Source organism: Streptomyces sp. CB01635 (assembly GCF_002803065.1).
Taxonomy (GTDB): domain Bacteria; phylum Actinomycetota; class Actinomycetes; order Streptomycetales; family Streptomycetaceae; genus Streptomyces.
Genome location: NZ_NNBL01000004.1, coordinates 344,725 through 369,289, shown reverse-complemented (window position 1 = coordinate 369,289; position 24,565 = coordinate 344,725). Strand labels below are relative to the sequence as shown.

At 72.3% G+C, this 24,565-nt stretch carries 23 protein-coding genes; 13 read left to right on the top strand and 10 right to left on the bottom strand.

What is annotated here, in order from left to right; translation table 11 throughout:
- Positions 1–12 precede the first annotated feature (12 nt).
- Complete coding sequence (locus CG723_RS16625) at positions 13–1,470, bottom strand: FAD-dependent monooxygenase (RefSeq protein ID WP_100594174.1); 1,458 nt, start codon at positions 1,468–1,470, stop codon at positions 13–15.
- Between the two features lie 151 nt (positions 1,471–1,621).
- Here CG723_RS16625 and CG723_RS16620 point away from each other — a divergent pair, with 151 nt between their 5' ends.
- Positions 1,622–2,194, top strand: coding sequence for a TetR/AcrR family transcriptional regulator (locus tag CG723_RS16620; protein ID WP_100594173.1), 573 nt, complete (start codon positions 1,622–1,624; stop codon positions 2,192–2,194).
- A 113-nt stretch (positions 2,195–2,307) separates the two neighbouring features.
- Here the strand turns inward: CG723_RS16620 and CG723_RS16615 are convergent, their stop codons facing one another.
- Genes CG723_RS16615 through CG723_RS16605 form a run of 3 tightly spaced genes read right to left on the bottom strand, consistent with a single transcriptional unit; the run spans position 2,308 to position 4,913 of the window.
- Positions 2,308–2,547, bottom strand: coding sequence for a hypothetical protein (locus tag CG723_RS16615; protein WP_100594172.1), 240 nt, complete (start codon positions 2,545–2,547; stop codon positions 2,308–2,310).
- Positions 2,548–2,567: 20 nt separating this feature from the next.
- Complete coding sequence (malQ, locus tag CG723_RS16610) at positions 2,568–4,667, bottom strand: 4-alpha-glucanotransferase (protein ID WP_100594171.1); 2,100 nt, start codon at positions 4,665–4,667, stop codon at positions 2,568–2,570.
- A complete protein-coding gene (locus CG723_RS16605; protein ID WP_100594170.1) occupies positions 4,668–4,913 on the bottom strand; it encodes a hypothetical protein in 246 nt (81 codons plus the stop codon).
- Positions 4,914–5,232: 319 nt separating this feature from the next.
- Here CG723_RS16605 and CG723_RS16600 point away from each other — a divergent pair, with 319 nt between their 5' ends.
- A complete protein-coding gene (locus CG723_RS16600) occupies positions 5,233–8,208 on the top strand; it encodes a beta-N-acetylglucosaminidase domain-containing protein (RefSeq protein ID WP_100594169.1) in 2,976 nt (991 codons plus the stop codon).
- 30 nt (positions 8,209–8,238) lie between these two features.
- Here the strand turns inward: CG723_RS16600 and CG723_RS16595 are convergent, their stop codons facing one another.
- Complete coding sequence (locus CG723_RS16595; protein ID WP_100594168.1) at positions 8,239–9,300, bottom strand: mechanosensitive ion channel family protein; 1,062 nt, start codon at positions 9,298–9,300, stop codon at positions 8,239–8,241.
- A gap of 259 nt (positions 9,301–9,559) precedes the next feature.
- Here CG723_RS16595 and CG723_RS16590 point away from each other — a divergent pair, with 259 nt between their 5' ends.
- Complete coding sequence (locus CG723_RS16590; RefSeq protein ID WP_100594167.1) at positions 9,560–10,096, top strand: HNH endonuclease; 537 nt, start codon at positions 9,560–9,562, stop codon at positions 10,094–10,096.
- A gap of 77 nt (positions 10,097–10,173) precedes the next feature.
- Here CG723_RS16590 and CG723_RS16585 read toward each other — a convergent pair whose 3' ends face one another.
- Genes CG723_RS16585 through CG723_RS16565 form a run of 5 tightly spaced genes read right to left on the bottom strand, consistent with a single transcriptional unit; the run spans position 10,174 to position 14,429 of the window.
- Positions 10,174–10,770 carry a hypothetical protein gene (locus tag CG723_RS16585; RefSeq protein ID WP_100594166.1) on the bottom strand — a complete coding sequence of 199 codons (597 nt, stop codon included), beginning with the start codon at positions 10,768–10,770 and terminating at the stop codon, positions 10,174–10,176.
- Positions 10,767–12,143 (bottom strand): hypothetical protein, encoded by a 1,377-nt coding sequence (locus CG723_RS16580; RefSeq protein WP_100594165.1) that lies wholly within the window; start codon positions 12,141–12,143, stop codon positions 10,767–10,769. The genes CG723_RS16585 and CG723_RS16580 overlap by 4 nt, the downstream gene beginning before the upstream one ends.
- Positions 12,140–12,916 (bottom strand): ABC transporter ATP-binding protein, encoded by a 777-nt coding sequence (locus tag CG723_RS16575; protein ID WP_234374342.1) that lies wholly within the window; start codon positions 12,914–12,916, stop codon positions 12,140–12,142. The genes CG723_RS16580 and CG723_RS16575 overlap by 4 nt, the downstream gene beginning before the upstream one ends.
- Entirely contained in the window at positions 12,913–13,872 is a 960-nt protein-coding gene (locus tag CG723_RS16570) for a zf-HC2 domain-containing protein (RefSeq protein ID WP_100594164.1), read from the bottom strand. The genes CG723_RS16575 and CG723_RS16570 overlap by 4 nt, the downstream gene beginning before the upstream one ends.
- Complete coding sequence (locus tag CG723_RS16565) at positions 13,869–14,429, bottom strand: RNA polymerase sigma factor (protein WP_100594163.1); 561 nt, start codon at positions 14,427–14,429, stop codon at positions 13,869–13,871. The genes CG723_RS16570 and CG723_RS16565 overlap by 4 nt, the downstream gene beginning before the upstream one ends.
- A gap of 186 nt (positions 14,430–14,615) precedes the next feature.
- On the opposite strand from CG723_RS16565, the gene CG723_RS16560 reads away from it, so the two are divergent.
- The 10 genes from CG723_RS16560 (at position 14,616) to CG723_RS16515 (ending at position 24,552) form a co-directional block, all read left to right on the top strand.
- A complete protein-coding gene (locus CG723_RS16560; protein WP_100594162.1) occupies positions 14,616–15,794 on the top strand; it encodes an ROK family transcriptional regulator in 1,179 nt (392 codons plus the stop codon).
- Between the two features lie 75 nt (positions 15,795–15,869).
- Entirely contained in the window at positions 15,870–17,207 is a 1,338-nt protein-coding gene (locus CG723_RS16555) for an ABC transporter substrate-binding protein (RefSeq protein ID WP_100594161.1), read from the top strand.
- A 17-nt stretch (positions 17,208–17,224) separates the two neighbouring features.
- The gene (locus tag CG723_RS16550; RefSeq protein WP_100594160.1) at positions 17,225–18,160 is read left to right on the top strand and encodes a carbohydrate ABC transporter permease; all 936 of its coding nucleotides are present in this window, start codon (positions 17,225–17,227) and stop codon (positions 18,158–18,160) included.
- Positions 18,161–18,165: 5 nt separating this feature from the next.
- Entirely contained in the window at positions 18,166–19,083 is a 918-nt protein-coding gene (locus CG723_RS16545) for a carbohydrate ABC transporter permease (protein ID WP_100594159.1), read from the top strand.
- An 8-nt stretch (positions 19,084–19,091) separates the two neighbouring features.
- Complete coding sequence (locus CG723_RS16540; protein WP_100594158.1) at positions 19,092–20,357, top strand: 6-phospho-beta-glucosidase; 1,266 nt, start codon at positions 19,092–19,094, stop codon at positions 20,355–20,357.
- On the top strand, positions 20,348–21,340 hold the full coding sequence (locus tag CG723_RS16535; protein ID WP_234374341.1) for an N-acetylglucosamine kinase: 993 nt from the start codon (positions 20,348–20,350) through the stop codon (positions 21,338–21,340). The genes CG723_RS16540 and CG723_RS16535 overlap by 10 nt, the downstream gene beginning before the upstream one ends.
- An 82-nt stretch (positions 21,341–21,422) precedes the next feature.
- Positions 21,423–21,887 (top strand): DUF3995 domain-containing protein, encoded by a 465-nt coding sequence (locus tag CG723_RS16530; protein WP_100594157.1) that lies wholly within the window; start codon positions 21,423–21,425, stop codon positions 21,885–21,887.
- On the top strand, positions 21,877–22,389 hold the full coding sequence (locus CG723_RS16525) for an RNA polymerase sigma factor (protein WP_234374340.1): 513 nt from the start codon (positions 21,877–21,879) through the stop codon (positions 22,387–22,389). Before CG723_RS16530 ends, CG723_RS16525 begins: the two co-directional genes overlap by 11 nt.
- A complete protein-coding gene (locus CG723_RS16520) occupies positions 22,386–22,871 on the top strand; it encodes a hypothetical protein (RefSeq protein WP_100594326.1) in 486 nt (161 codons plus the stop codon). Before CG723_RS16525 ends, CG723_RS16520 begins: the two co-directional genes overlap by 4 nt.
- A gap of 295 nt (positions 22,872–23,166) precedes the next feature.
- Positions 23,167–24,552 carry a hypothetical protein gene (locus CG723_RS16515; protein WP_100594325.1) on the top strand — a complete coding sequence of 462 codons (1,386 nt, stop codon included), beginning with the start codon at positions 23,167–23,169 and terminating at the stop codon, positions 24,550–24,552.
- The last annotated feature ends 13 nt before the right edge of the window (positions 24,553–24,565 follow it).

The window sequence follows — 24,565 nt, the reverse complement described above, 5'->3', positions numbered from 1 at the left end:
CCGGCCGACCGCCTACGCCCGGAACGAGTACGAGTCGATACTGTCCGGCATGCCGGCGGAGATGGCGCCGCCGTCCGCCGGCTCGCCGTCCGATGCCCAGGCGACGTATCCGTCGGGGCGCACGAGGAGCGCCGTGCGGCGGTCGCTCGCCCAGTGGGTGACGGTGTAGCGGTCACCCTTGTCGTGGGCGCCCTCGGGGACGATCAGGACGAACAGGCCCTGACGCAGGGCCTCGTAGAGGCGGCCCTCCTTGAGCGCGACATCGGGGACGCGGGTGCCGACGAGGCGGTGCGCGCCGCGCGGGGCCGGGTAGGCGACGCCGATGCCGGTGAGCTGGCCGAGCAAGCGGGTGCGGGCGGGGCGGACGCGGGCGAGGAACGCGGTGAGGGCGGCGCGGGCCGCAAGCGTCCAGGGGCGGTTGGCCATCGCGAGCCTGACGATGCCACCGCTGCTGCGCAGGACGGCCTTCCCGACGGGGTGGCGCTCGGCCTCGTAGGTGTCCAACAGGGCGTCTCCCGCACGCCCGTTGACGACGGCGGCGAGCTTCCAGCCGAGGTTGGCGGCGTCCTGGAGGCCGGTGTTCATGCCCTGGCCGCCGGCCGGGGTGTGGACGTGCGCGGCGTCCCCGGCGAGCAGGACGCGGCCGACGCGGTACGCGGGCGCCTGGCGCTCGTCGCTGTGGAAGCGGGACATCCAGCGTGCCTCGTGCATCCCGTAGTCGCGGCCCAGGGCGAGGCGGGTGACCTCCTTGATCTCGTCGAGGCCGAGGGGCGCGGACTCGGGGACGTTGCGCGCGCGGTTCCAGCCGATGATGCGGTAGTAGCCGTCGCCGAAGGGGGCGATGAAGGCGAAGGCATCGCCGACCGCGTTGGCCGTGAGGACGTTCTCGGGCTCCTCGGCGAGCTTCACGTCGGCGAGGACGACGGAGCGGATGACGGACTTGCCGGGGAAGGGGAGCCCGACGCTCTCGCGTACGGCGCTGCGCATGCCGTCGGCGCCTACGACGTACGCGGCCCGCAGCGCCGTCGACTCGCCGTCGGCCGTGCGGACCTGGAGCGTCACCCCGTCCGCGTCCTGGGCGAGGCCGGTGACCTCCGTCTCGTACGCGAACTTCACGCCCGCGTCGGTGGCGCGCTGCTGGAGCGCGGCCTCGACCTCGTACTGCGGCAGGACCAGGAGGTGACGGAAGCGCGACGGGAGGACGGTCAGGTCGACGGCGAGGCGGCCGAAGAGCTGGAGCCTGTCGAGGGCCTGGCCCTTGGCCTCGATGCCGTCGGCGAGGCCGCGGGCGTCGAGCTGCTCCAGGGTGCGGGCGTGCAGGACGAAAGCCCGGGAGAGGTTGCTGATCTTGTGGGGACGCTTCTCGACGACGGTGACGGGGACGCCCGCGGCGGCGAGGTCGCCGGCCAGGAGCAGGCCGGTGGGGCCGGAGCCGACGACGATCACGGTGCGAGGAGTGGTGCCGTTCATGGTGGCCTCCTGGTGCCTGCGAGCTCGGTCCGGTCGGGTCCGGCAGCTCATCGCCAACACTTGTTGGCCAACGAGCGTTGGTCTACATCTGTTGGCAAACCTAGGCGCCCCGCTCTGGACTGTCAACAGGTGTTGGCCTACGTTTGTTGGCATGACAGGAACCACCCAGCAGGCACGCCGCTCGGACGCCACCCGCACCGCGATCCTCGCGGCGGCCCGCGAGCGCTTCGCCGCCGACGGGTACGAGCGGGCCACGATCCGCGCCATCGCCAAGGACGCGGCGATCGACCCGTCGATGGTGATGCGCTACTACGGCAACAAGGAGGGTCTCTTCGCCGCGGCCATCGACCTCGACCTGCGGCTTCCGGACCCCGAGGAGATCGCGGTCGACGACATAGGCCGCACCCTCGTACGGCACTTCCTCGACCTGTGGGAGGAGAACGAGGTGCTCACCGCGCTGCTGCGCGTCGGCGTCACCAACACCGCAGGCGCCGAGCGAATGCAGGACATCTTCAGGAAGCAGACGCTGCCGCTCGCCCTGCGCGTCTGCGCCGATCCCGCCGAGGCCCCGGTGCGGGCCGCGCTCTGCGCGTCACAGGTCCTCGGTCTCGCGCTCACCCGCTACGTGCTGCGCTTCGGTCCCGCCGTCGGGCTCAGCCGCGACGAGATGGTGGAGTGGCTGGCGCCGACCCTCCAGCGCTATCTGACGGCCGAGCGGCCGTAGAACGCCCCGGCCGAGCGACCGCGGAACGGGGCGGGAACGCACCGAGGGCGCCCTCGGTGCGCGGTGCACACGAGGACGCCCTCGACAAAGACGTGAGTGAGAGGTGGCGGTGGTCAGCCCTGCTTCTGCGGCTTGCGGGACTTGTCACCGACGATCACGAGGCCGGCGATCACCAGGAACAGCACGATCGGCGCCACGACATAGAGGCCAAGGGTCTCGATGACGGAGAGGCCCTTACCGGGGTCGTCACCGTCGTCGCGCGCCAGCGCGAGCGCGGGGGACGTCATGAGCAGCATCATCAGCGTCGTACCGGCAGCCAGGGCGCCGGCGCGCAGGGCGTTCTTCTTGTCCACGGTGCAAACGTAGCGAACACCTAAACGGGCCGCGCGCCCGGGGGTGCCGTACGGGGCAGTCCGGACCGCAGGACCTCGATCAGCGCGTGCGCCCTCGGCGAGGCCGTGAGCTCCTCGAAGGTGACCGGACGGCCGGTGGCGTCGGCGACCGGGAGCCGCCAGTTCGGGTACTCGTCCGAGGTCCCCGGCAGGTTCTGCGGGCGCCGGTCGCCGACCGCGTCGGGCAGCCAGACGCCGACCATGCGGGCCGGGGTGAGCAGCAGGAAGCGGTGGACGGCGCGGATCTCCTCCTCCTCGGACAGGCCCTGTCCTCCGCCGCCGGGCAGCAGGCCGAGGCGCGCGAACAGGGCGGTCCACTCGGCGACTTCCGCCGTGGCCTCGGCCTGTTCCCGCGCGAGCGGCCGCCCGAGGAGGCCGAGGCTGTCGCGCAGCCGTACATGGTCGCCGGTCAGCCGGGCCGCGGTGGACGGCAGGTCGTGGGTGGTGGCGGTGGCCACGCAGTCCGTACGCCAGCGCTCCGGCGGCACCGGGCGGCCCGTGCCGTCCCAGTCGCGCTCGAACCACAGCACGGACGTACCGAGCACGCCGCGCGCGTGCAGGGCCTCGCGGACGCCGGGCTCGACCGTGCCGAGGTCCTCGCCGATCACCAGGGCGTCGGCGCGGCCGGCCTCCAGGGCGAGTACGGCGAGCATCGCCTCCGCGTCGTAGCGGACGTACGCCCCCTCGGTCGGCGGCTGTCCGGCCGGCACCCACCACAGCCGGAACAGGCCCATGACGTGGTCGATGCGGACCGCGCCCGCATGAGCGAACAGGCCGCGCAGGAGCGCGCGGTAGGGGGCGTAGCCGGCGGCGGCGAGCCGGTCGGGGCGCCAGGGCGGCAGACCCCAGTCCTGGCCGCGGGAGTTGAAGGCGTCCGGGGGCGCGCCGATGGACATGCCCGCGGCGAAGATGTGCTGCTGGGCCCAGGCGTCGGCGCCCTCCGGGTGCACGCCCACGGCCAGGTCGTGGACGAGCCCGACGGGCATGCCCGCGTCGCGCGCGGAGCGCTGGGCGGTGGCGAGTTGGGTGTCGGTGAGCCAGGCGAGGTGGCTGTGGAAGTCGACGCGGTCCATCAACTCGGTGCGGGCGTCTGCCGTTTCGCCGGATCCGGGGTCGCGCAGAGGCTCGGGCCAGGTGTGCCAGTCGGGGCCGTGCCGCTCGGCGAGCGCGCACCAGGTGGCGTGGTGGTCCAGGTCCGCGCCCTGCTCGGCGAGGAAGTCCCAGTAGGCGGCGCGGCGGCCGGGGCTGAGCGGGACGCGCACGACGAGGTCGAGGGCGCGGCGCTTGAGGTCCCACACGGCGTCGCGGTCGATCAGTGCGCCCTTGTGCAGGACGCCGTCGCGCAGCCGGGCGGCCTCGGCGAGCAGTTCGCGCACGCGGTCGCGGTCGGCGTCGGGCAGATAGGCGTACTCGGGGATGTCCTCGACGCGCAGGTGTACCGGGTCGGGGAAGCGGCGGGACGACGGGCGGTACGGGGAGGGGTCGGTGGGCCCTTCTCCGCGGGGTACGGCCGCGTGCAGCGGGTTGACCTGCACGAACCCGGCGCCGGCGGTGCGGCCCGCCCAGGACGCGAGGTCGGCCAGGTCACCGAGGTCGCCCATGCCCCAGGATTTCGCCGACAGGAGGGAGTAGAGCTGCACGAGCAGCCCGTACATGCGTTCGCCCGGGGTGCGCACGCGCGGCGGGGCGACGATCAGGTGGGCGTCGGCCGTTGCCCCGTCGGGGGCGGTGGCCCGCAGCCGGTGGACGCCGAGGGGTACCGGTCCGGGTGGCCGCCAGTCGTCGACGCGTTCACCCTGCTCGGTGGCCAGCTCGAGCGTCACGCCTTCGGGTAATTCCCGCGCCCAGGCCGGGGCGGGCTCACCGGCCCACAGCACGACCGTCGGCGGCAGCAGCCACGCCGCGGTCTCCGCCTCGCGCGCGACCAGCGCGTCCCGTACGGACTCCGGGGTGCGCGCGTCGACACCGAGGGCGGCGAGGACGGCGACGAGCGCGGCGTCCGGGGCCTCGACCGTGCGGCCGGGCGACGGCGAGTAGGACGGGGCGATCCCGTGCAGCGCGGCGAGCCGGGCCAGCGTCACCTAGACCCCCGAGGCGTCCAGGCCCGCGACCGGACCCGAGGGGGTCGGCTCGCTCGTGAGGGGCGCTACGTCGATGAGGGCGGGCTCGCTGGTCAGCGGCTCCGTGTCGGCGAGGGGCGGCTCGCTGGTGAGGGGCAGTTCGGCGCCGAACGCGAACTCGTCCGGCAGCGGCAGGGCGGGGGCGGGCAGGATCACGTCCGCCTGTTTGGACAGGGCCGAGAGCAGAAGGTGCGCTGATGCGGCCATGAAGGCCTCCTTTTCGCGGTTCTTCGCGGGTCTTGTCGTCGATCTTTTCGTGGGCGACGGTCTCGGCAGCTCTACCCAGCGAACGCGGCGGCAGACATGAACGGCCCGACAACGTGTTACTGGTCACATTCTGTTCCATGGGTGGGACTCGGCCAGTGAGCGGCGCGAATCACCCCCTCCCGCCACTCCCGGCCGGGCAATTGCGGCACAACGGCCACTCCCGTTGACACTCTGACCCGGCAAATGGTGGGCTCGGTTGCCACCCTGGGACACCTATGACCGGTCCCACCACCGAGCCGAGACCAACGAGGAGTGAGCCGTGCAGCTCCGGCGCCACAGGAAGGGGGCGGCGGCCATCGCTGTCGCCGTCATCGCCAGTGCGCTCGGGGGAGCCTCCGGAGCGGTGGCGGCCCCGCCCGGGCCCACGCTCTCCACGGGTGACCGGGACAGCGACACGGGAACGCCCGCGGTGTGGCCCCGGCCGCAGTCGCTGCGTACCGCCTCCGGCGCGGAGTCCGTGACCGTGACCGACGACGTCGTCCTCGTCACCGGCCGCGGCGCCGACCGGTACGCGGTGGACGCGCTGCGCACCGTGCTGCGCGGGGCAGGCGCCCGGCACATCACCGAGGTCGACGACGAGAAGGCCGTGCCCGACGGTCCCGCGCTCGTGGTGCGGATCGGCTCCGTCGCCGCCGGGACCGCGTCCGGTGACGGCTGGGGAGCGGCGGACGCCCGCCCCGGCCGCGGACAGGGCCTCGAGACGGCGCTCGGCGCTCTCGGCGCGTCGGCCCGCAAGGACCTGCCGTCCGGCGGGTACCGGCTCGCCGCCGGGCGGACGGACGGCCGGGACACCGTCGCCATGGAAGGCGTCGGTGACGACGGCCTGTTCCACGCGGTGCAGACATTCCGGCAGCTGGTGAGTGGACGGAAGGTCGCCGGGGTCGTCGTGCGCGACTGGCCGGGGACGGCCGTGCGCGGCATGACGGAGGGCTTCTACGGAACCCCGTGGACCCGTGAACAGCGGCTCGACCAGCTGGACTTCATGGGACGCACCAAGCAGAACCGCTATCTGTACGCGCCGGGCGACGACCTGTACCGGCAGGCGCGGTGGCGCGAGACGTATCCGGCCGACCAGCGCGCGGACTTCCGGGCCCTTGCCGAGCGGGCGCGAGCCAACCACGTGACGCTGAGCTGGGCCGTGGCGCCCGGGCAGGCGATGTGCATGTCGTCGGACGACGACGTCAGGGCCCTGAACCGCAAGCTCGACGCCATGTGGGCGCTCGGTGTGCGGGCGTTCCAGCTCCAGTTCCAGGACGTGTCGTACAGCGAGTGGCACTGCGAGGCGGACGCCAGGACGTTCGGCTCGGGGCCGAAGGCGGCGGCGCGGGCGCAGGCGCGCGTGGCGAACGCGGTGGCGCGGCACCTCGCCGCGCGGCACCCGGGCGCGGGGCCGCTGTCGCTGATGCCGACGGAGTTCTACCAGGACGGGTCGACGGAGTACCGCGGGGCGCTCGCGGGCGGGCTCGACGACTCCGTCGAGGTGGCGTGGACGGGCATCGGCGTGGTCCCGCGCACGATCACCGGGCGCGAACTGGCGGGCGCGCGGGCCGCGTTCGGCTCCGGGCACAGCCTCGTCACGATGGACAACTACCCGGTCAACGACTACGCGCAGGACCGCATCTTCCTCGGTCCCTACACGGGTCGCGAGCCCGCGGTGGCGATGGGTTCGGCGGCTCTGCTCGCCAACGCGATGGAGCAGCCCGCGGCCTCCCGCATCCCGCTGTTCACGACGGCGGACTACGCGTGGAACCCGCGCGACTACCGCCCGCAGGAGTCCTGGAAGGCCGCGCTCGACGACCTGGCTGGCGGTGACGCGCCCACCCGTGAGGCACTCGCCGCACTGGCGGGCAACGACGCGTCGTCCGTGCTCGGCGAGGACGAGTCCGCCTATCTGAAGCCGGTGCTCTCCGGCTTCTGGGACTCCCGTACGAAGGTGCTCACCGACCGCGCGCGGTACGAGGCGGCGGCGAAGAAGCTGCGGGACGCGTTCACCGTGATGCGGCGGGCTCCGGAGCGGCTCAAGTCGACGGCCTTGGACGCCGAAGTGCGGCCCTGGAGCGACCAGCTGGCGCGGTACGGGGAGGCCGGGGAGACGGCCGTCGACATGCTGGACGCGCAGGCCCGCGGTGACGGGGCGGCGGCGTGGCGGGCGGCGCGGCTCCTGGAGCGCCGGCGCGCCGGTCTGGAATCCCGTCAGGTCACCGTCGGCAGGGGCGTGCTGGACCCGTTCCTCGACCGGGCGCAGAAGGCGTACGCGGCGTGGGCGGGGACCGGTCGCGCGGACGCGACGCGTGACGGGGAGGCGAAGCTGCCGCGGGCGCGGCGGCTCACGGCGGTGACGGTCCTGGCCGACCCCGGCACCCACGGCACCGTGCAGGTCCATGTGCCGGGCGAGGGCTGGAAGTCCGTCGGCACGCTCACCGACAGCGGGTTCACCGAACGCAGGCCGAAAGACGTAAGGGCGGACGCGATCCGGGTGTCCGGCGCCTCGAAGGGCGCCGTGCGCCATGTCGTCCCCTGGTACGCGGACTCCCCCGACGCCTCGTTCGAGCTGGCCCGCACGGAGCTGGACGCGGAGATCGGCGGCGGCGCGCGGCGGGTCACGGCACGCCTGACACCGCAGCGGCCCGGCTCCGTGGAGGGGCGCCTCAGCGCGGAGGGCCCGCACGGCATCAAGGTGACGCTGCCCGCGCAGGCCTCGCTCCCGCGCGGCACGCAGGTGAGCGCACCGGTCGACATCACGGTCCCGGAGGGCACCCCGGCGGGCACGTACGACGTGCCGGTCAGCTTCGCCGGCACGACGCGCACGGTGTCGGTACGGGCGTACCCGCGTACGGCGGGCCCGGACCTGGCCCGCGAGGGCAGGCCCTCGTCCTCGGCCGACGAGACCACGGACTTCCCGGCGTCCGCCGCGAGCGACGGCGACCCGGAGACCCGCTGGTCGTCCCCCGCCGAGGACGGCGCCTGGTGGCAGGTCGAACTGGCGAAGCCGGTGCGCCTCGGCCAGGTGGTGCTGCACTGGCAGGACGCGTACGCGAAGGGCTACCGCGTCCAGACGTCCGCCGACGGGAAGTCGTGGCGCACGGCCGCGACCGTGAAGGACGGACACGGGGGCCGCGAGTCGGTCCGCATGGACGCCCGCGACACCCGCTTCGTCCGGATCCAGGGCGACGAGCGGGCCACGCGGTACGGCTATTCGCTGTGGTCGGTGGAGGCGTACGCGGTCGCGGAGTGACGTGAGCGGGCCGGCGTACGCCTGCCGCCGTTACTTCGACATGTTCGGCGGCGTGATCGGGGAGGCCGCGAGGGACTGCGGGGACGTGCTCGACGCGTAGGCGGACGGCGCCGAGACGCCGGCCGTCGGGTCGGCGGCGGCCTCGTCGCCGGCCTGCAGGGGGAGCCGGCCCACGATGCGGATCCCGGCCTCGTCGAAGGCCAGCTTGATGCGCCAGCGCAGCTCGCGCTGCACGGTGAGGGACTTGCCGGGCATGGTCTTCGCCGAGACGCCCACGACCATGGAGTCGAGGAGCACGCTGTCCAGGCCGAGGACCTCGACCGGGCCCCACAGCATCTCGTTCCAGGGCTCGTCCTTGCTCATGGCGACGCCGACCTCGGTCAGGGTCTCCTTGACCTTGACCAGGTCCTCGTCCGAGCGGACGGTGACGTCGACACTCGCGGTGGCCCAGCCCTGCGACAGGTTGCCGATGCGCTTGACCTCGCCGTTGCGGACGTACCAGATCTCGCCGTCGGCGCCTCGCAGCTTGGTGACGCGCAGGCCGACCTCGATCACCTCGCCCGAGGCGACGCCCGCGTCGATGCTGTCCCCGACGCCGTACTGGTCCTCGAGGATCATGAAGACACCGGACAGGAAGTCCGTGACGAGGTTGCGGGCGCCGAAGCCGATCGCCACACCCGCGACGCCCGCCGAGGCGAGCAGCGGGGCCAGATTGATCTGGAACGTGCCCAGGATCATCAGGGCGGCTGTGCCGAGAATCACGAAGGAGGCGACCGAGCGCAGCACGCTGCCGATGGCGTGCGAGCGCTGCCGGCGGCGCTCCACATTGACCAGCAGGCCCCCGAGCGCCGTACCGTCGACGGCCTGCGCCGTGCGGTTCATGCGCTCGATGAGCTTGGTGATGGCGCGCCGGATGGCCACTCTGAGGACCGCGGCGACGACGACGATGAGCAGGATGCGCAGGCCGGTACCCAGCCAGGTGGACCAGTTCTGCTCGACCCAGCTGGCGGCGTTCGTGGCCTGCTCCTGGGCGTCCTTGAACGTGGTCGGGTCCGAGGATGGGTCGGACGCCGACAGGACGGACAAGATCACGGCAGAAACCTCCAGGCATAGCGGCCGCCCGCGAAAGTCGAAGTCACGGGCAGACCCACCACACTAACGGGGCATTGTGTGTGGATCGTTGTCTTGTTCGAGGGAGAGACCGTCCTCACCTGGGGATGTAGGGGATGTGGTCGAAAACACTCCCAGCCCGTTACCGGGACATGGTGGCGCTTGTGCAGGCCATGAGGGGAAACTGACTACAGATCGTCCCGGCGCGAGCCACGCGCCGCCGGCGTACAAGGAGGCATCCGTGCCGCATGTCCTGGTCCTCAACGCGTCGTACGAGCCACTCGGCGTCGTACCGCTCCGCCGCGCGCTCGTTCTGGTCCTCGAGAACAAGGCCATGTGCCTCGAGGAGTCCGGCGCCTATATGCACAGCGCAACCTGTACTGTCCCTGCACCCAGCGTGGTCCGCCTCAAGCGGTTCGTCCGGGTCCCTTACAGGGGGCCCGTTCCTCTGACCCGGCGGGCGCTGTTCGCCAGGGACGGCGGGCGGTGCATGTACTGCGGTGGCGTCGCAACCAGCGTCGACCACGTCATTCCCAAGAGCCGCGGCGGCCAGCACGCGTGGGAGAACGTGGTCGCGTCCTGCCGCCGCTGCAACCACGTCAAGGCCGACCGTCACCTGGTCGAGATCGGCTGGCGCCTGCGGCACAAGCCGGCCCCTCCGACCGGGCTCGCCTGGCGCATCATCGGGACCGGGCATAGGGATCCGCGCTGGCTGCCGTACTTGCAGCCGTTCGGCGCGGACGAGGCACTGGCCCGGATCGAAGGCATTTCCGCCTGACCATCGATCCGGGTCTTTGTTTTCACCGGTACGTTCTGCGGGCCCCGCAGGACGTACCGGCCGAGCTGTTGCCCGCCTCAGTGCCCGGCCCGTGCGCCGCGCCGGGCGTAGAGCGCGCCGCCGAGCGCGAAGAGCAGGAGCGCCGCGGCCCAGGCGCCGCGCTGCGGCCCCGTCTGCATGGGCCAGGACAGGACCGTCGCCTCCCGCATGCGGGGTGACGAGAACGACAGATAGACGGTCGAGAAGTACAGCATCGCGGGCAGCCAGCTGAGCCGCGCCCCGATGACCACCGCCGCGAGGGCCGTGATGCCGGTGGCGCCGAGGACGTTGCGGATCATCGCCGGTGCGCCGTAGACCTGCGTGTCGCCCGGCACCGCGAGGGCGAGGACGGCCGCCGCGAGGCCGGTGAGGGCCAGCAGATGGGCAAGCCGCCGTCGCCACCAGGGGCGTACCGCCGTGCGGTCCAGCTCTTCCGCGTGCTGATGGAGGCTGGTGCCGATCGCGGCGGAGGTGAGCAGCGGGGCCAGGGTGAGGAGGGGGACGCGGCGGTACGGGTCGAGGAACGCGTCCTGCTGGGTCCCGGCCCACAGGGTGAAGAGCGCCGCGCACAGGAACACGAGGAGCGTGAGAGGCAGGCCCCGCGAGCGGGCATAGAGAGCCAGGGGTGTACTCACAGTGACGGGACCTCCCTCGGGTCGGGGGCGCAGTCGCGGGCGGTCGCGAAGTAGCGGGTCAGCCAGGCGCGGCGCGTCTCGGGGGACATCGCCTTGAGGTGGTCCAGGGCCGCCTCGTCGGCGCGGTCCTCGGCGAGTCTCTTCTTGTCGCCCCGGTGCACGACGAGGTTCTGGTCGCGTATCTGCTCCTGGAGGCGGCTGGGGGCCAGCCAGCGCGTGACAGCCTGGTCGGTCCGGGCGATCCGTGCGTCCTGCGCCTTCAGCACGGGGCAGTCCTCGCGGACGAGCTTGTGAGCGGCCTCCCACGCGTACTGCTGCGGGTCGGTCAGCTCGCCGCGCACCACACCCCAGCCGATCGGCGTGAGCATCGGCAGCTCGGCCTCGTCCTCGTGCGGACGGCGCGGCAGGTCCTCGAAACGGACCGGCAGGTTCTGTACGCCGTCCAGGCGGCCCATGAGCCCCGAAAGGGCGTCCGACACCTTGGGCAGCATCCCCGGGTAGGCGGCGCTGACGCAGACGCGCGGAGTGGAGTCGTCGCACACCTGGCGCTGGGTGAGGGGGTTGCGCTGCCACATGGATTCCCCGCTCTGTACGAGGACGGTGGCCGCGGCGAGTGCGGCCACCAGGGGGACGAGGGCGGTGGCGCGACGGCGCGCCGCGTGCGCGAGGACCGCCGTCAGGGCGAGTGCGCTCCCCCACAGGGCGAAGACGAGGGGCTGCCACCACACCGGCACCGTGGTGCTGCCGAGCGGGAACCCTCCGGCGGGCCCGACGAAGCGGACGGCGGAGTCGGCAGTGGAGGCGAGGCCGAAGAGGACGTAGCCGCCCAGGGCGAGGACCGGGGCCGCGAGCCGCCACGGCACGGTCCGGCCCGCCACATGCCCGAGCAGTGCGCACGCGCCGACCGTCAGTGCGTCGCCGAGGAGCACGAGCGGCAGGGGGTGTCCGGCGGAGGTGTAGGGCAGGCCGGCCAGCAGCGAGCCGACGGCCGCGAGGGCGTATCCGCCCATCACCCACAGCGCGACGGGCAGCGCACAGACCAGGAACTGTGCCAGCGGGCCCCGGGGCATCGACGCCCTCAGCTCGCCCATCCGCGTCCGGCGCTCCCGCCCGCCCTGCCAGGCGCCCGCCGCGAGGGCGAGGGGGACGGCCAGGGCGGCGGCCGTGAGATGCAGGTTGCTCATGGTCTCGGGCCAGCTGCCCTGCCACTGGGCTGCTTTGGCCGCCATGAGGCCGCCCACGCTGAGCAGCGCGGCGAGTCCGGACCAGGGGGCGAAGCCGCGCAGGAGTTCGGCGCGCAGGGGGTGGTGGGGGCGGCCGGGCGCTTTCGGCGCCGGTGGGGCGGTGGCGGGCGCCTGGACGTCCGCGGTCATCGGCCCGCTCCGGCCGTGGCCGCGCGATGGCCTCGGAGGGCGGCCGTGTAGCCGCGTTCGGTGGCGTTGCCGTCGGCTTCGTCGCCGTCCGTGCCGAGGGCGGCGAGGGACGTGGGGGTGCCGCGATAGGCGATCCGGCCGGTCTCGATCAGCGTCACCTGGGTACAGGCCGCCGCGACGTCCTCCACGAGATGGGTGGACACGATGACGGTGGCTCCCAGCCCCAACTCGCGGAGCAGCGAACGGAATTCGACCCGCTGCTCGGGGTCCAGACCGGCGGTCGGCTCGTCGAGGAGGAGCACCAACGGGTCGTTCACGATGGCCTGCGCGATCCCGACACGGCGCACCATGCCGCCCGACAGGTTCTTGATCTTCGCGTCGATACGGTCCGTCAGGCCGACGCGCTCGACGGCCCGCTCGACCGCGTCGGGCGTGAGCGCGGCGGGCATCTCCTTCAGCCAGGCGACGTACGCGACGAACTCGCGCACGGTGAAGCCGGGGTAGTAGCCGAAGTGCTGCGGCAGATACCCGAGTTTGCGTCGGGCCGTGCTGCGCTCGCGCGGCTTGCGCAGGTCGCCGCCGAGCATCTCCACCCGGCCGCCGGTGGGTTCGGCGACGGTGGCGAGCACCCGGATGAGGGAGGTCTTGCCGGCGCCGTTCGGGCCGAGGAGGCCGTGGACGCCGGGGCCGAAGTCGAGGTCGACGCCGTCGAGCGCGGGGACGGGGGCCTTGCGGTGCCGGACGGTCAGTCCGGTCACGTGAATCGTGCTCACGCCTTCTCCAGGTGGTCGTATGCGGAGCGGCAGACGGCGAGGACAGCGCCGGACAGCGCTATCGCGGCCGCCCAGCCTGTTTGTGCCGCCACTCCGTCGAAATAGACGGAGATCTGTTCGGTGAGCCGTTCCGTGAGGCGGCCGGGGCTGTCGCCGCGCGCGGCCGTGGGCACCGCGAGCGCGAGCAGCCAGCCGCCGCCGACGAGGAGGGTCGCGGTGCGGCAGCCGAGGAACGCGGTGAGCGCCAGCGACGCGAGCGTCAGGGCGAGTCCCGGCAGCAGCCAGGCGGCGGCGCCGGGCACCTGCATCTCGTACGGGACGGGCCCGCCGTGGCCCGCGCTCATCGTGCCGGGCAGCAGCAGCCCCGCCACGGTGAGCAGCGGGACGCAGACGGCGAGGACGGCGGCCGCGCGTGTCAGGAGCAGCCGCAGCCCGCCCGACGGCGAGGTGGCGGCGAGCTCGTACGCCGGGTCCGCGTGCCGCCCGTAGGACAGGGCGATCCCGGCGACCGGCAGTACGGGGGCCAGGGCGAGGAGCAGGGGCCGGGCGCCCTCGTACCCTCCGGCCTTCCCCAGCCCGACGGCCCCCGCGGCGACGAGCAGCAGGGCCAGGGCCCAGGGCCCGCGCAGCGCGGGTCCGGCAGCCCACAGGAGCCGCCCGCGCCGCGGGCGGTGCGGCCCCGCCGGCAGCGAGTGGCCCTGCGGCGACGCGGCCCCCTCGACGGCGGCCGGCAACTCCCCCTGAATATCGGCGAGTACGGCCGCGCGGATCTGCGCCAGTTCGGCCCCGGCGGTCCCGGCCCGTACGGCCCGGGACACGCGCGTGGCGCAGGCCCCGCAGCTCTCCAGATGCTTCTCCACGGACCAGTCGTCCGTCTCGGTCAGGAGCCCGTCCGCGTAGCGCGCGGCGAGTTCCTCGCCGACGTGCCAAGCCGATCCGTGCCGTTCGCCGCTCATGCGGTGCCTCCCATCGGCGTCAACTGGCCGAGCGCGACGCGCAGTTCACGCCGTGCCCGCATCGCCCGGGTCTTCACGGTGCCTTCCGGTATGCCGAGCAGGCGGGCGGCCTCGCGGGTGGTCAGACCGTCGATGACCGTGGCGCGCAGCACTTCACGCAACTCGGGTGAGATGCGGCCGAGCGCGGTGCCCACATCGCCGTACTCAAGCCCGTCGAGCACGTGCTCCTCGACGGAAGGGACGTCGGCCGTGGGTGCGTACGCGATCTGCTCGGTGCGCTCCTGAACCCGTCGGGCGTCGACGAGCCTTCGTGCGGCGATCACCCAGAGCCAGCCGCCGGCCTCCGCGCCCCGGTGCGAGGCGGCGGAGCGCCACACGGTGACGAAGGTGTCCTGCAGTACTTCGCGGACGACTTCGGGATCCGCGCACCGCCGGCTGAGCCGCGCATGCAGCCATCCGGCGTGCCGGTCGTAGAGCGCGGCCATCGCGGCGGAGTCCCCGCCGGCGACGGCGCGCAGCAACGCCGCGTCCGAGTCGTCGTCTCCCTGGCCCCCCATGGGGCGGAACAGTCTCACAACCCCTCTATCGACGGCGCGCGCCGCTTCGGTTCACGGGGCGGGCCCGCCCGGGACAACGACTTGGCCACCGCCCGCCCGCACCCTATTGACGCCGCCTTCACCCACGGCTTACGTTCCTCGCACCCAATAGGAAACCTTCCTAACAGTGCTGCGAGGAGACAGGTCATGGCCGGTACGGCCCCGGGAACCCCCGGTACCCCGAGCGTCCTGCGCGCCATGAACGACCGCGCGGCCCTCGACCTCCTCGTCGCGCACGGCCCACTGACCCGCACCCGGATCGGAGAGCTGACCGGCCTGTCCAAGCCCACCACCTCCCAGCTGCTCAGCCGGCTGGAAGCGGTGGGCCTGGTCCGCACCACGGGCAGCCAGACCGGCCGGCCCGGTCCGAACGCCGTGCTGTACGAGATCCACCCCGGCGCCGCCCACATCGCGGCCGTCTCCGCGGACCCCACCGGGATCACCGCCGTGGTCGCCGACATCGCCGGCGCCGAGCGCGGCCGCTGCCGTATCGAGGCCGTCGCCGTCGCCGACGACGTGCGCAACCGCACCGCCCAGCTCGTCGCCGAGGCCTTCGACGGCGCCCTGCGGCTGGCCGGGCTCGGCCACGGTGACATCACGGCCACCGTGATCGGCACTCCCGGCGCCATCGACCCGCACACGGGCCAGCTCCGGTACGCCCCGCACCTGCCGGGCTGGCACTCGCGCACCCTGCTCGCCGAGCTCGCCGAGGTCCTCGGCACCCCGGTCTCCATCGAGAACGACGTCAATCTCGCCGCCATCGCCGAGCAGTACGAGGGCGCGGCACAGGACCACGACGACTTCGTGCTGGCCTATGTCGACGAGGGTGTCGGCGCGGCGATCGTGCTCGGCGGCGTGCTCCTGCGGGGCGCGACCGGCGGCGCGGGCGAGATCGGGTACATGCCGCTGCCCGGCGCCCCGCTGGCGCGCGGCGGCGACGAGGAGATCGCCGGCGAGGACGCGGGGGGCGGCTTCCAGAGTCTGGTCGCCGCACCCGCCGTGCGGCTGCTCGCCGGGGGCGCCAAGGACCTCGGCGAGGCCCTCGCCGACCCCGCCGTGCTCGACGAGGTGGCCCGCCGCCTGGCCACCGGGCTCGCCGCCGTCGTCGCCGTCGTCGACCCCGAACTCGTCGTCCTGTCGGGACAGGTGGCCCAGGCCGGCGGCGAGGCGCTGCGCGTCCGCGTCGAGGACGAACTCACCGGGCTCGCCCTGCCGCGGCCCCAGCTGCGTATCAGCGATCTCGACGACGATCCGATCCTCACCGGCGCCCTGCGCTCGGCGCTGACCCAGGCCCGCGACATCGTCTTCGACACCGGCAACGTCTGACCCCGCTCCACTCCCTCCCCCTCCCCCGCCTTTCGCCACTTCCTCCAACTCCCGTACAGGTAAAGGACGTTCGCCATGCCGCGATGGCGTATACCCCTGCGCGCGCCCGTAGCGCTCGCCGCGGCCGGACTGCTGCTGTCCGGCTGTGCCAACCCGAGTGTCGGCAGCGCCGACGACGACCCGGCGAAGCCCGTGACACTGAAGTTCTGGCACGGCTGGTCGGCCCCCGGCGAGGTGAAGGCGATCAACGACTCGATCGCCCGCTTCGAGAAGCTGCACCCGAACATCCGCGTGGAGTCCACCGAGAACGTGACGGACGCCACCATCAACCAGGCGCTGCGGGCCGGCGGCGACAAGGCGCCCGACGTGGTGACCTCGTTCACCACCAACAACGTGGGGCAGTACTGCGACTCCGGCATGTGGGCGGATCTCGACCCGTTCATGCGCAAGAGCGGCGTCGACAAGGCGAAGGTCTTCCCCAAGACCCTCCTGGACTACACGAGTTATGACGGCAACCAGTGCGCCCTGCCGCTGCTCGCCGACGCGTACGGGATGTACTACAACAAGGACGCGTTCAAGGAGGCGGGCATCAGCCGGCCGCCGCGGACCATGTCCGAGTTCGAGGCCGACGCGAAGAAGCTCACGAAGCGCGCCGGCAGCTCCTACAAGCGCGTCGGCTTCATGCCGAACTTCCGCCTGTACCAGAACAGCCCCGACCGGCTCTTCGCCCAGTGGGGCCCCACCTACTTCGACGCCAAGGGCGACTCGCGGCTCGCGAAGGACCCGGCGACGTACAAGTTCTTCGACACCGCCCACAAGCTCGTCGAGGCGCAGGGCGGCTACAACGCCCTGGAGCGCTTCCGCACGTCCTTCGGTGACGAGATGTCCACGCAGAACGCGTTCATGAGCGGCAAGCTGGCGATGCACCTCGACGGTGAGTGGCGCGGCCTGATGATGAACGAGGCCAAGGTCGGCTTCGACTGGGGCGTGGCACCGCTGCCGGTCCCCGACGACCAGGCCGAGACGTACGGGCGCGGCTATCTCACCGGCACCGTCGCGGGCATCGCGCACAGCAGCAAACACCAGAACGCGGCCTGGGAGCTGGTGAAGTTCCTGACCACCGACACCGATCAGGTCGTCAGCTTCGCCAACGCGATCCACAACGTGCCGTCCACGTTCGCCGCCCTCAAGTCGCCGAAGCTGGACGCCGATCCGACGTTCCGTACCTTCCTGGACATCGCGCAGAACAAGTACAGCCAGGTCATGCCGCCCTCCACCAACGGCGGCATGTACGTCACCTCGCTGCAGGACTTCTCGTACTCGGTCGAGGCGGGCAAGGTCCACGACCTCAAGAAGGGTCTGCGCGAGCTCGACCGGCAGATCGACGCCGACACCCTTCAGTCGAAGAGCTGAGGAGCGGGAGTCCCATCATGGCCTTGACACTGTCCAATCCCGCGCGGCGCAGACTGCGTACGCTCGGCTTCCTCTCCCCCTGGCTGATCGGCTTCAGCGTCTTCTTCGCGTACCCGCTGATCGCCACCGTCTACTTCTCGTTCATGCACTACAACCAGATCCAGAAGCCCGACTTCGTGGGGCTGCGGAACTGGAAGTACGTCTTCGAGCAGATGCCGCTGTTCGGTCCCGCCCTGTGGAACACGCTGTGGCTGGTCGTCGTGATGGTGGCCCTGCGGGTGGTCTTCGGGCTCTCCCTCGGACTGCTCATCACGAAGATCAAGACCGGCGCCGGCTTCTTCCGTACGGCCTTCTACCTGCCCTACCTGGCCCCGCCGGTGGCCGCGACCGTCGCCTTCGTCTTCCTGCTCAACCCGTCGACGGGACCGGTCAACGAGGTCCTCGCGCACCTCGGTATCACCGGACCGAACTGGTTCAACGACGCCGCCTGGGCCAAGCCGTCCCTGGTGATGCTCTCGCTGTGGGGCATCGGCGACCTGATGGTGATCTTCATGGCCGCGCTGCTCGACGTACCCAGGGAGCAGTACGAGGCCGCGGAACTGGACGGCGCGGGCGCCTGGTCGAAGTTCCGGTACGTGACCTGGCCGTCGATCACACCGATCGTCATGTTCGCCGTCGTCACCGGCGTCGTACAGACCATGCAGTACTACACGCAGGCCCTGGTCGCCGGAAAGATCGCCTCCGGCGTCTCCATCGGCCCCGGCAGCGTCATCCAGCCCGGCTACCCGGACCACTCGACGCTCACCGTCCCGCAGCTCGTCTACTCGATGGGCTTCCAGAACTTCAACACCGGCGCGGCGTGCGTCCTCTCGCTCGTGCTCTTCGCCATCGCCATGGCCGTGACCATGCTGCTCATGCGCAAGCGCTCGGGCCTGCTCGCGGCGGAGGACTGATCAAGATGACGTCTACGACACTCAGCCCCACCCCCACCCCTACCGCCGCCCCCGCCGGCGCCTCACGCCGGCGCGGCCCCGCCGCCGCACGCGCCCGCCGCAAGCGCGTCCTGCACTGGATCGCCGTGCACAGCGTCGCGATCGCCGTCGCGCTGCTGTTCATCCTGCCGTTCGTGTTCGTCTTCCTGACGTCCGTGATGAGTGACAGCCAGGCGATGAGCGGCGACCTGTGGCCCGACTCCTGGCACTGGGACAACTACAAGACGGTCTTCCAGACCGACGGCTTCCTCGACTGGTGGAAGAACTCCCTGCTCTACGCGGGCCTCGGAACGCTGTTCACCGTGTGCTCGGCGATCCCCGTCGCGTACGCGCTCGCCAAGTTCCGCTTCCGCGGCCGCCGGACGGCGATGATGCTCGTCATCTCGACGATGATGCTGCCGCCGCAGGTCATCGTGATCCCGATGTATCTGGTGTGGGCCCAGCAGTTCCATCTGTCGGGCACGCTGTGGCCGCTGATCATCCCTATGGCGTTCGGCGACGCGTACTCGATCTTCCTGCTCCGTCAGTTCCTCCTGACGATCCCGAAGGAGTACATCGAGTCGGCGAAGGTCGACGGCTGCGGTGAGCTGCGGACCCTGCTGAAGATCATCGTGCCGATGGCCAAGCCGGGCATCGCCGCGATCGCGCTGTTCCAGTTCTTCTACTGCTGGAACGACTACTTCGGGCCGCAGATCTACGCGGCCCAGAACCCGGCGTCGTGGACGCTGTCGTACGGCCTCGAGTCCTTCAAGTCCGCACACAGCGTCAACTGGAACCTGACGATGGCCGCGACCCTCCTCGTGATGGCGCCGGTCTGCATCGTCTTCTTCTTCGCACAGAAGGCCTTCGTCGAAGGCGTCACCCTCACCGGAGTAAAGGGCTGAGAACCGATATGAAGCTCGCTGTGGTCGGCGGAGGCTCGACCTACACACCCGAACTCATCGACGGATTCGCGCGGCTGAGGGACACCCTGCCGATCGAGGAGCTCGTGCTCGTCGACCCGGCGGCCGACCGCCTGGAACTGGTCGGCGGCCTCGCGCGGCGCATCTTCGCCAAGCAGGGCCACCCCGGCGTCATCCGTACGACGAGCGATGTGGACGCCGGTGTCGCCGACGCCGACGCGGTCCTGCTCCAGTTGCGTGTCGGCGGTCAGGCCGCCCGCAACCAGGACGAGACCTGGCCGCTGGAGTGCGGCTGCGTCGGGCAGGAGACGACCGGCGCGGGCGGCCTCGCGAAGGCGCTCCGCACGGTGCCGGTGGTCCTCGACATCGCCGAGCGGGTGCGCCGCGCGAACCCGAACGCCTGGATCATCGACTTCACCAACCCGGTCGGCATCGTGACCCGCGCGCTGCTCCAGGCCGGGCACAGGGCCGTCGGTCTGTGCAACGTCGCGATCGGCTTCCAGCGGAAGTTCGCGCGGCTGCTCGACGTGACGCCGTCGCAGGTCCACCTCGACCACGTCGGCCTCAACCACCTCACCTGGGAGCTGGGTGTCCGCCTCGGCGGCCCGGACGGCGAGAACGTGCTGCCGCGCCTGATCGGCGAGCACGGCGACGCCATCGCCGAGGACCTGCACATGCCGCGCGCGATCGTGGACCGTCTCGGGGTCGTGCCCTCCTACTACCTGCGCTACTACTACCAGCACGACGCGGTCGTGCGGGAGATGCGCACGAAGCCGTCGCGCGCCTCCCAAGTGGCCGCGATGGAGCGGGAGTTGCTGGAGATGTACGGCGACCCGGCGCTCGACGAGAAGCCGGAGCTGCTCGCCAAGCGGGGCGGCGCCTTCTACAGCGAGGCGGCCGTGGACCTGGCGGCGTCGCTCCTCGGCGGCGGGGGTTCCCCGTACCAGGTCGTCAACACCTACAACAACGGCACGCTGCCGTTCCTGCCCGACGACGCCGTGATCGAGGTGCAGGCGGCGGTCGACGGCAAGGGTGCGACGCCGCTGGCCGTACCCGCGCTCGACCCGCTGTACGCGGGCCTCATCGCGAACGTCACCGCTTATGAGGACCTGGCACTCGAAGCCGCCCTGCGCGGCGGACGTGACCGCGTCTTCAAGGCACTGCTCGCACACCCGCTGGTGGGCCAGATCGAGTACGCCGAGCAGCTCACGGACGAGCTGATCGCCCACAACCGGGAGCACCTCGCGTGGGCCTGAGCTCTTCTGTGAACGGCTGGGTGCTGGCGATCGACGCCGGCAACAGCAAGACCGACGTCGCGGTGGTCGCGGCCGACGGCAGCGTCGTCGGCGCGGCCCGCGGCGGCGGGTTCCAGCCGCCCAAGGTGGGCGTCGAGGCCGCCGTCGACGTGCTCGCCGAGGCCGTCGACCGCGCGCTCACCGAGGCGGGCACGACCACGGTGGGACACGTCTCGGCGTGTCTCGCCAACGCCGACCTCCCGGTCGAGGAACGGGAGTTGGCGGCCGAGCTGCGCGCCCGCGGCTGGGCCGCCTCCGTCGACGTACGCAACGACACCTTCGCCGTCCTGCGCGCCGGGCTCCTCAAGGACTCCGAGCCGCGCGGCGTCGCCGTCGTGTGCGGCGCCGGCATCAACTGCGCCGGGATGCTGCCCGACGGGCGCACCGCCCGCTTCCCCGCGATCGGCAAGATCTCCGGCGACTGGGGCGGTGGCGGCGGCCTCGCCGAGGAGGCCCTCTGGTACGCGGCCCGCGCAGAGGACGGCCGCGGCGATGCGACCGCCCTGATGCACTCCCTGCCCGCGCACTTCGGGCTGCCCTCCATGTACGCGCTGATCGAGGCGCTGCACCTGGGCCGCATCCCGGTGCAGCGCCGGCACGAGCTGACCCCGGTCCTCTTCGCGACGGCAGCGGACGGCGACCCGGTGGCCCGCGCCCTGATCGACCGCATGGGCGACGAGGTCGTGGCCATGTCCGTGGTGGCCCTGGACCGGCTCGGCCTGCTCGACGAGGAGACCCCCGTGCTCCTGGGCGGCTCGGTGCTCGCCGCGCGCCACCCCCAACTCGACGACCGCATAAGGGAGATGCTCACCGCGCGCGCGCCCAAGGCGGTACCGCGCGTCGTCACCGCCCGCCCCGTCCTGGGCGCGGCACTGCTCGGCCTCGACGCCGTGGGGGCGGACGAGGACGTGCACGCGCGCGTGCGGGCGCATTTCGAAAGCTGACCAAAGTCGTCGGGAACGTTTCGCCGGGACGCGTCCTCTGGAGGGTGTCGGTCACTCATCGCACCTTCCGGAGGACGCACCCATGCCCACCGACCGCACCGCCCGCCGCGCCGCCACTCTCATTGCCTCCGTACTGAGCTGCGACGCCGTGCTGCACCTCTGCTGGTCCACCGGGTCGACCTGGCCGGCGCACGACGTGAAGAGCCTGTCGTACGCCGTCCTGGGCGCGGACGTGCCCTTCACCCCGCCCGTCCTGCTGCCACTCGCCACTGCCCTGTTCACGGCGAGCGGCGTCGTCGTCGCCCGCGCGCGCCTGAACCGCCCGCACGCCCTGCTGTGCCTGGCCACGTGGGCCGTCGCCGCCGGCCTCTCGCTGCGGGGCCTCGCGGGTGTCTACTGGCTCTTCACCAAGGACCCCGAGACCGCGTTCTACTGGCTCAACCTGGGCGCGTACACGCCGCTTTGCGCGGGTCTCGCGGCGGCCGCGGTCAGGGTCGCCCGGCCGGAGCCCGTGGCGCACAGGGAAGATGCCGTACGTGTCCGATGACGATGACAGGGCCGCGACCGTACGCCTCGTGCGGGCCGCCCAGCGCGGCGACACCCTCGCCATGGCCACTCTTCTAGACGAACTCGCGCCCTACGTAGGGCGCATCTGCGGACCGATCGCGCTCGACCAGGGCGCCGACGCGGCCCAGGAGGCGCTGGTCGCCGTGTTCCGCTCACTGCGCTCGCTCAAGGACCCGGCGGCCGTGCGCGGCTGGGTCCGCACCATCGCCGTGCGCGAGGCGGTCCGCATGGCGCGGCGTTCGGCACGCGCGGTCCCGGCCGACCTGAGCACTCTGCCCGCGCGCGGCGACCACCAACTCGCCGCGAACATAAGGGATGTACTGGATCGGCTCTCCCCCGAACACCGCGCGGTGCTCGTCCTGCGCGACGTGGAGGGTCTCGACGAGCGCGCCGCCGCCGAGCTGCTGGGCGTACGCGTGGGCACCGTCAAGTCCCGGCTGTCCCGGGCCCGTGACACCTTCCGGAAGGCATGGACCTCATGACTCAGCCCCCTCAGCCCCCTCAGCCACCACAGCGGCCGCAATGGCCCCGGGCGGACCTCGACCCCGTACGCAGACTGCACGCGCTCGCGTCCGGCATCAGCGGCGCTCACGTCACCGAGGGGCGCGTGGACGCCCCGTACGCGCGGGTGTGGGCCCTTCTGGGTGACCTGGAGGGCGAGTTCGGGCGTATCACGCCCGATATGCGGGGGCTGCGTGTGCTGCGCCGCGACGGGGAGCGCGTGGAGGCGCTGGCCATCAGTAAGTACGGGATGCGGGCCCGGCTGCGCGGGGTGCACCGTCCGGGCTGGTGCTGGCTGCAGAGCCGGTTCCTGCTGCTGGGGGTCGCGGCGGCGCCCGACGGGGACGGGACCCGGGTCGCGTTCACCGGCGGGGTACGGGTGCCGGGGCGGGCCGCGCTCGTCCCGGTGGGGGTGCGCCGTGAGGGCCGCCGTAGCCTGGAGCGGCTCACCGCCCTGCTGTGACCGGCGCGCAGGGAGGGAACCGATCGGATTCGTCTCACGTGTTCAAGGGCAGGGGCTGCACGACGGCGTGCGAGGGGGGGCGGTCGGTCCGGTGCGTTCGCACGCCGATCCGAACAAGATCCAGTCAATGGCTGTGCGAATGTCCGTCCCTGCGGCAATACTTGCGGCCGTGCACCTTCGCCCGCGCTCCCCGCACGCCGGACGGAAGTGACGGACGGATGACCATGGGGGAGGTCGAGTGAACAACCCGCCGAACGGCAGCGCGGCGCCGCCGGGGACGGTCGGCGCGCCCACGATGCCGTCCGTGCCGCCGCAGGTGCGGCCGCCGCACGCGCAGGGCCCGGAGCCCGCCGCGCCCGCGCGCGGCACCGCGTGGGCGGAGGGCGTCGACCGGGTGCGCGCCGCGGCGACGACGGAGCCGGGGCGCCTGCGCATCATCGGCGCCGTGCTCGCGCTGCTCGTCGTCGCGTTCGGCGCGGTCACGGCCTGGCAGATGACCGACCGCTCGGCCGCCGCGGACGACGTCCTGCACAGCAGCCAGCCCCTGAGCGCCGACGCTGCGGACATCTACCGCTCGCTCGCCGACGCCAACACGGCGGCGTCCAGCGGGTTCCTCGCGGGCGGCCAGGAGCCGGCCGAGACGCGGGACCGGTACGAGAAGGACATCAGCACCGCAGCGGCCAAGCTCGTGACGGCGGCGGCGAACTCGGACCCCGACTCCCCCTCCACGGCCGCCATTTCGAAGCTGAACAAGCTGCTGCCGCAGTACAAGGGCCTCATCGAGCGCGCCCGGGCGAACAACCGGCAGGGCTTCCCGCTGGGCGGGGCCTACCTGCGGTACGCGAACGAGACGATGCAGAAGCAGATGCTCCCCGCGGCCGAGGACCTGTACAAGAAGGAGAACGAGCGGCTCCGCTCGGACTACGACAGCGCCACGCCCTACCCCTGGGCCGCGATCGGCCTCGGCGTCGTCGCGCTCGGCGCGCTCGCCTGGGCCCAGCGGCGCAACTACCGCCGGACGAACCGCGTGCTCAACCACGGCCTGGTCGCGGCGACGGCCGCGTCCACGGTCGTCCTCCTCTGGCTCGTCGTCGGCCACAGCGTCGCCCGCGCGGGTCTCCACGAGTCGTACGACCACGGGGTCCGCTCGCTGAACGTGTTGCACGACGCCCGCATCGCCTCCCTCAAGGCGCGGGGCAACGAGAATCTGACGCTGGTCAGCCGCGGCGCCGAGACCGTCGAGGTGAAGGGCGTGGCCAAGGACGCCTTCGACGTGGACTACCAGAACCAGATGAAGACGCTCGCCACGAAGCTCGGGGACGCGACGAAGCTCGCCGACGACAGCAATGGCAAGCGGCCCGTCCTGGCCGCGGGTGACAACATGCGGGTGTGGCAGGACCGCCACAAGGACGCCCGCGAGCAGGACGACGCGGGCAACTACCAGGGGGCGCTCGACAAGGTGATCGGCTCCGCGCAGGACAAGCCGACCCGCGAGTGCTTCGACAACGTCGACAAGGAACTGCAGTCCGCCCTGACGCACGAGCAGGCGGAGTTCAAGCAGGCGGCCACCGACGGGCGCGGCGCGATGACGGGGCTCCCGGTGGGCGCCGCCGTACTCGCCGTCCTCGGCGCGGCGGGCGCCGTGCTCGGCATCGGGCGCAGGCTTTCGGAGTACCGGTGAGAGGGGGCGGGAC

Coding starts and splice junctions, on each gene's coding strand:
- CG723_RS16540 (WP_100594158.1), top strand. CDS start 19,092: ATGAAGCTCGCTGTGGTCGGCGGAGGCTCGACCTACACACCCGAACTC.
- CG723_RS16570 (WP_100594164.1), bottom strand. CDS start 13,872: ATGAGCGGCGAACGGCACGGATCGGCTTGGCACGTCGGCGAGGAACTC.
- CG723_RS16520 (WP_100594326.1), top strand. CDS start 22,386: ATGACTCAGCCCCCTCAGCCCCCTCAGCCACCACAGCGGCCGCAATGG.
- CG723_RS16515 (WP_100594325.1), top strand. CDS start 23,167: ATGCCGTCCGTGCCGCCGCAGGTGCGGCCGCCGCACGCGCAGGGCCCG.
- CG723_RS16545 (WP_100594159.1), top strand. CDS start 18,166: ATGACGTCTACGACACTCAGCCCCACCCCCACCCCTACCGCCGCCCCC.
- CG723_RS16625 (WP_100594174.1), bottom strand. CDS start 1,470: ATGAACGGCACCACTCCTCGCACCGTGATCGTCGTCGGCTCCGGCCCC.
- CG723_RS16580 (WP_100594165.1), bottom strand. CDS start 12,143: ATGACCGCGGACGTCCAGGCGCCCGCCACCGCCCCACCGGCGCCGAAA.
- CG723_RS16550 (WP_100594160.1), top strand. CDS start 17,225: ATGGCCTTGACACTGTCCAATCCCGCGCGGCGCAGACTGCGTACGCTC.
- CG723_RS16620 (WP_100594173.1), top strand. CDS start 1,622: ATGACAGGAACCACCCAGCAGGCACGCCGCTCGGACGCCACCCGCACC.
- CG723_RS16565 (WP_100594163.1), bottom strand. CDS start 14,429: ATGGGGGGCCAGGGAGACGACGACTCGGACGCGGCGTTGCTGCGCGCC.
- CG723_RS16605 (WP_100594170.1), bottom strand. CDS start 4,913: ATGGCCGCATCAGCGCACCTTCTGCTCTCGGCCCTGTCCAAACAGGCG.
- CG723_RS16555 (WP_100594161.1), top strand. CDS start 15,870: ATGCCGCGATGGCGTATACCCCTGCGCGCGCCCGTAGCGCTCGCCGCG.
- CG723_RS16530 (WP_100594157.1), top strand. CDS start 21,423: ATGCCCACCGACCGCACCGCCCGCCGCGCCGCCACTCTCATTGCCTCC.
- CG723_RS16560 (WP_100594162.1), top strand. CDS start 14,616: ATGGCCGGTACGGCCCCGGGAACCCCCGGTACCCCGAGCGTCCTGCGC.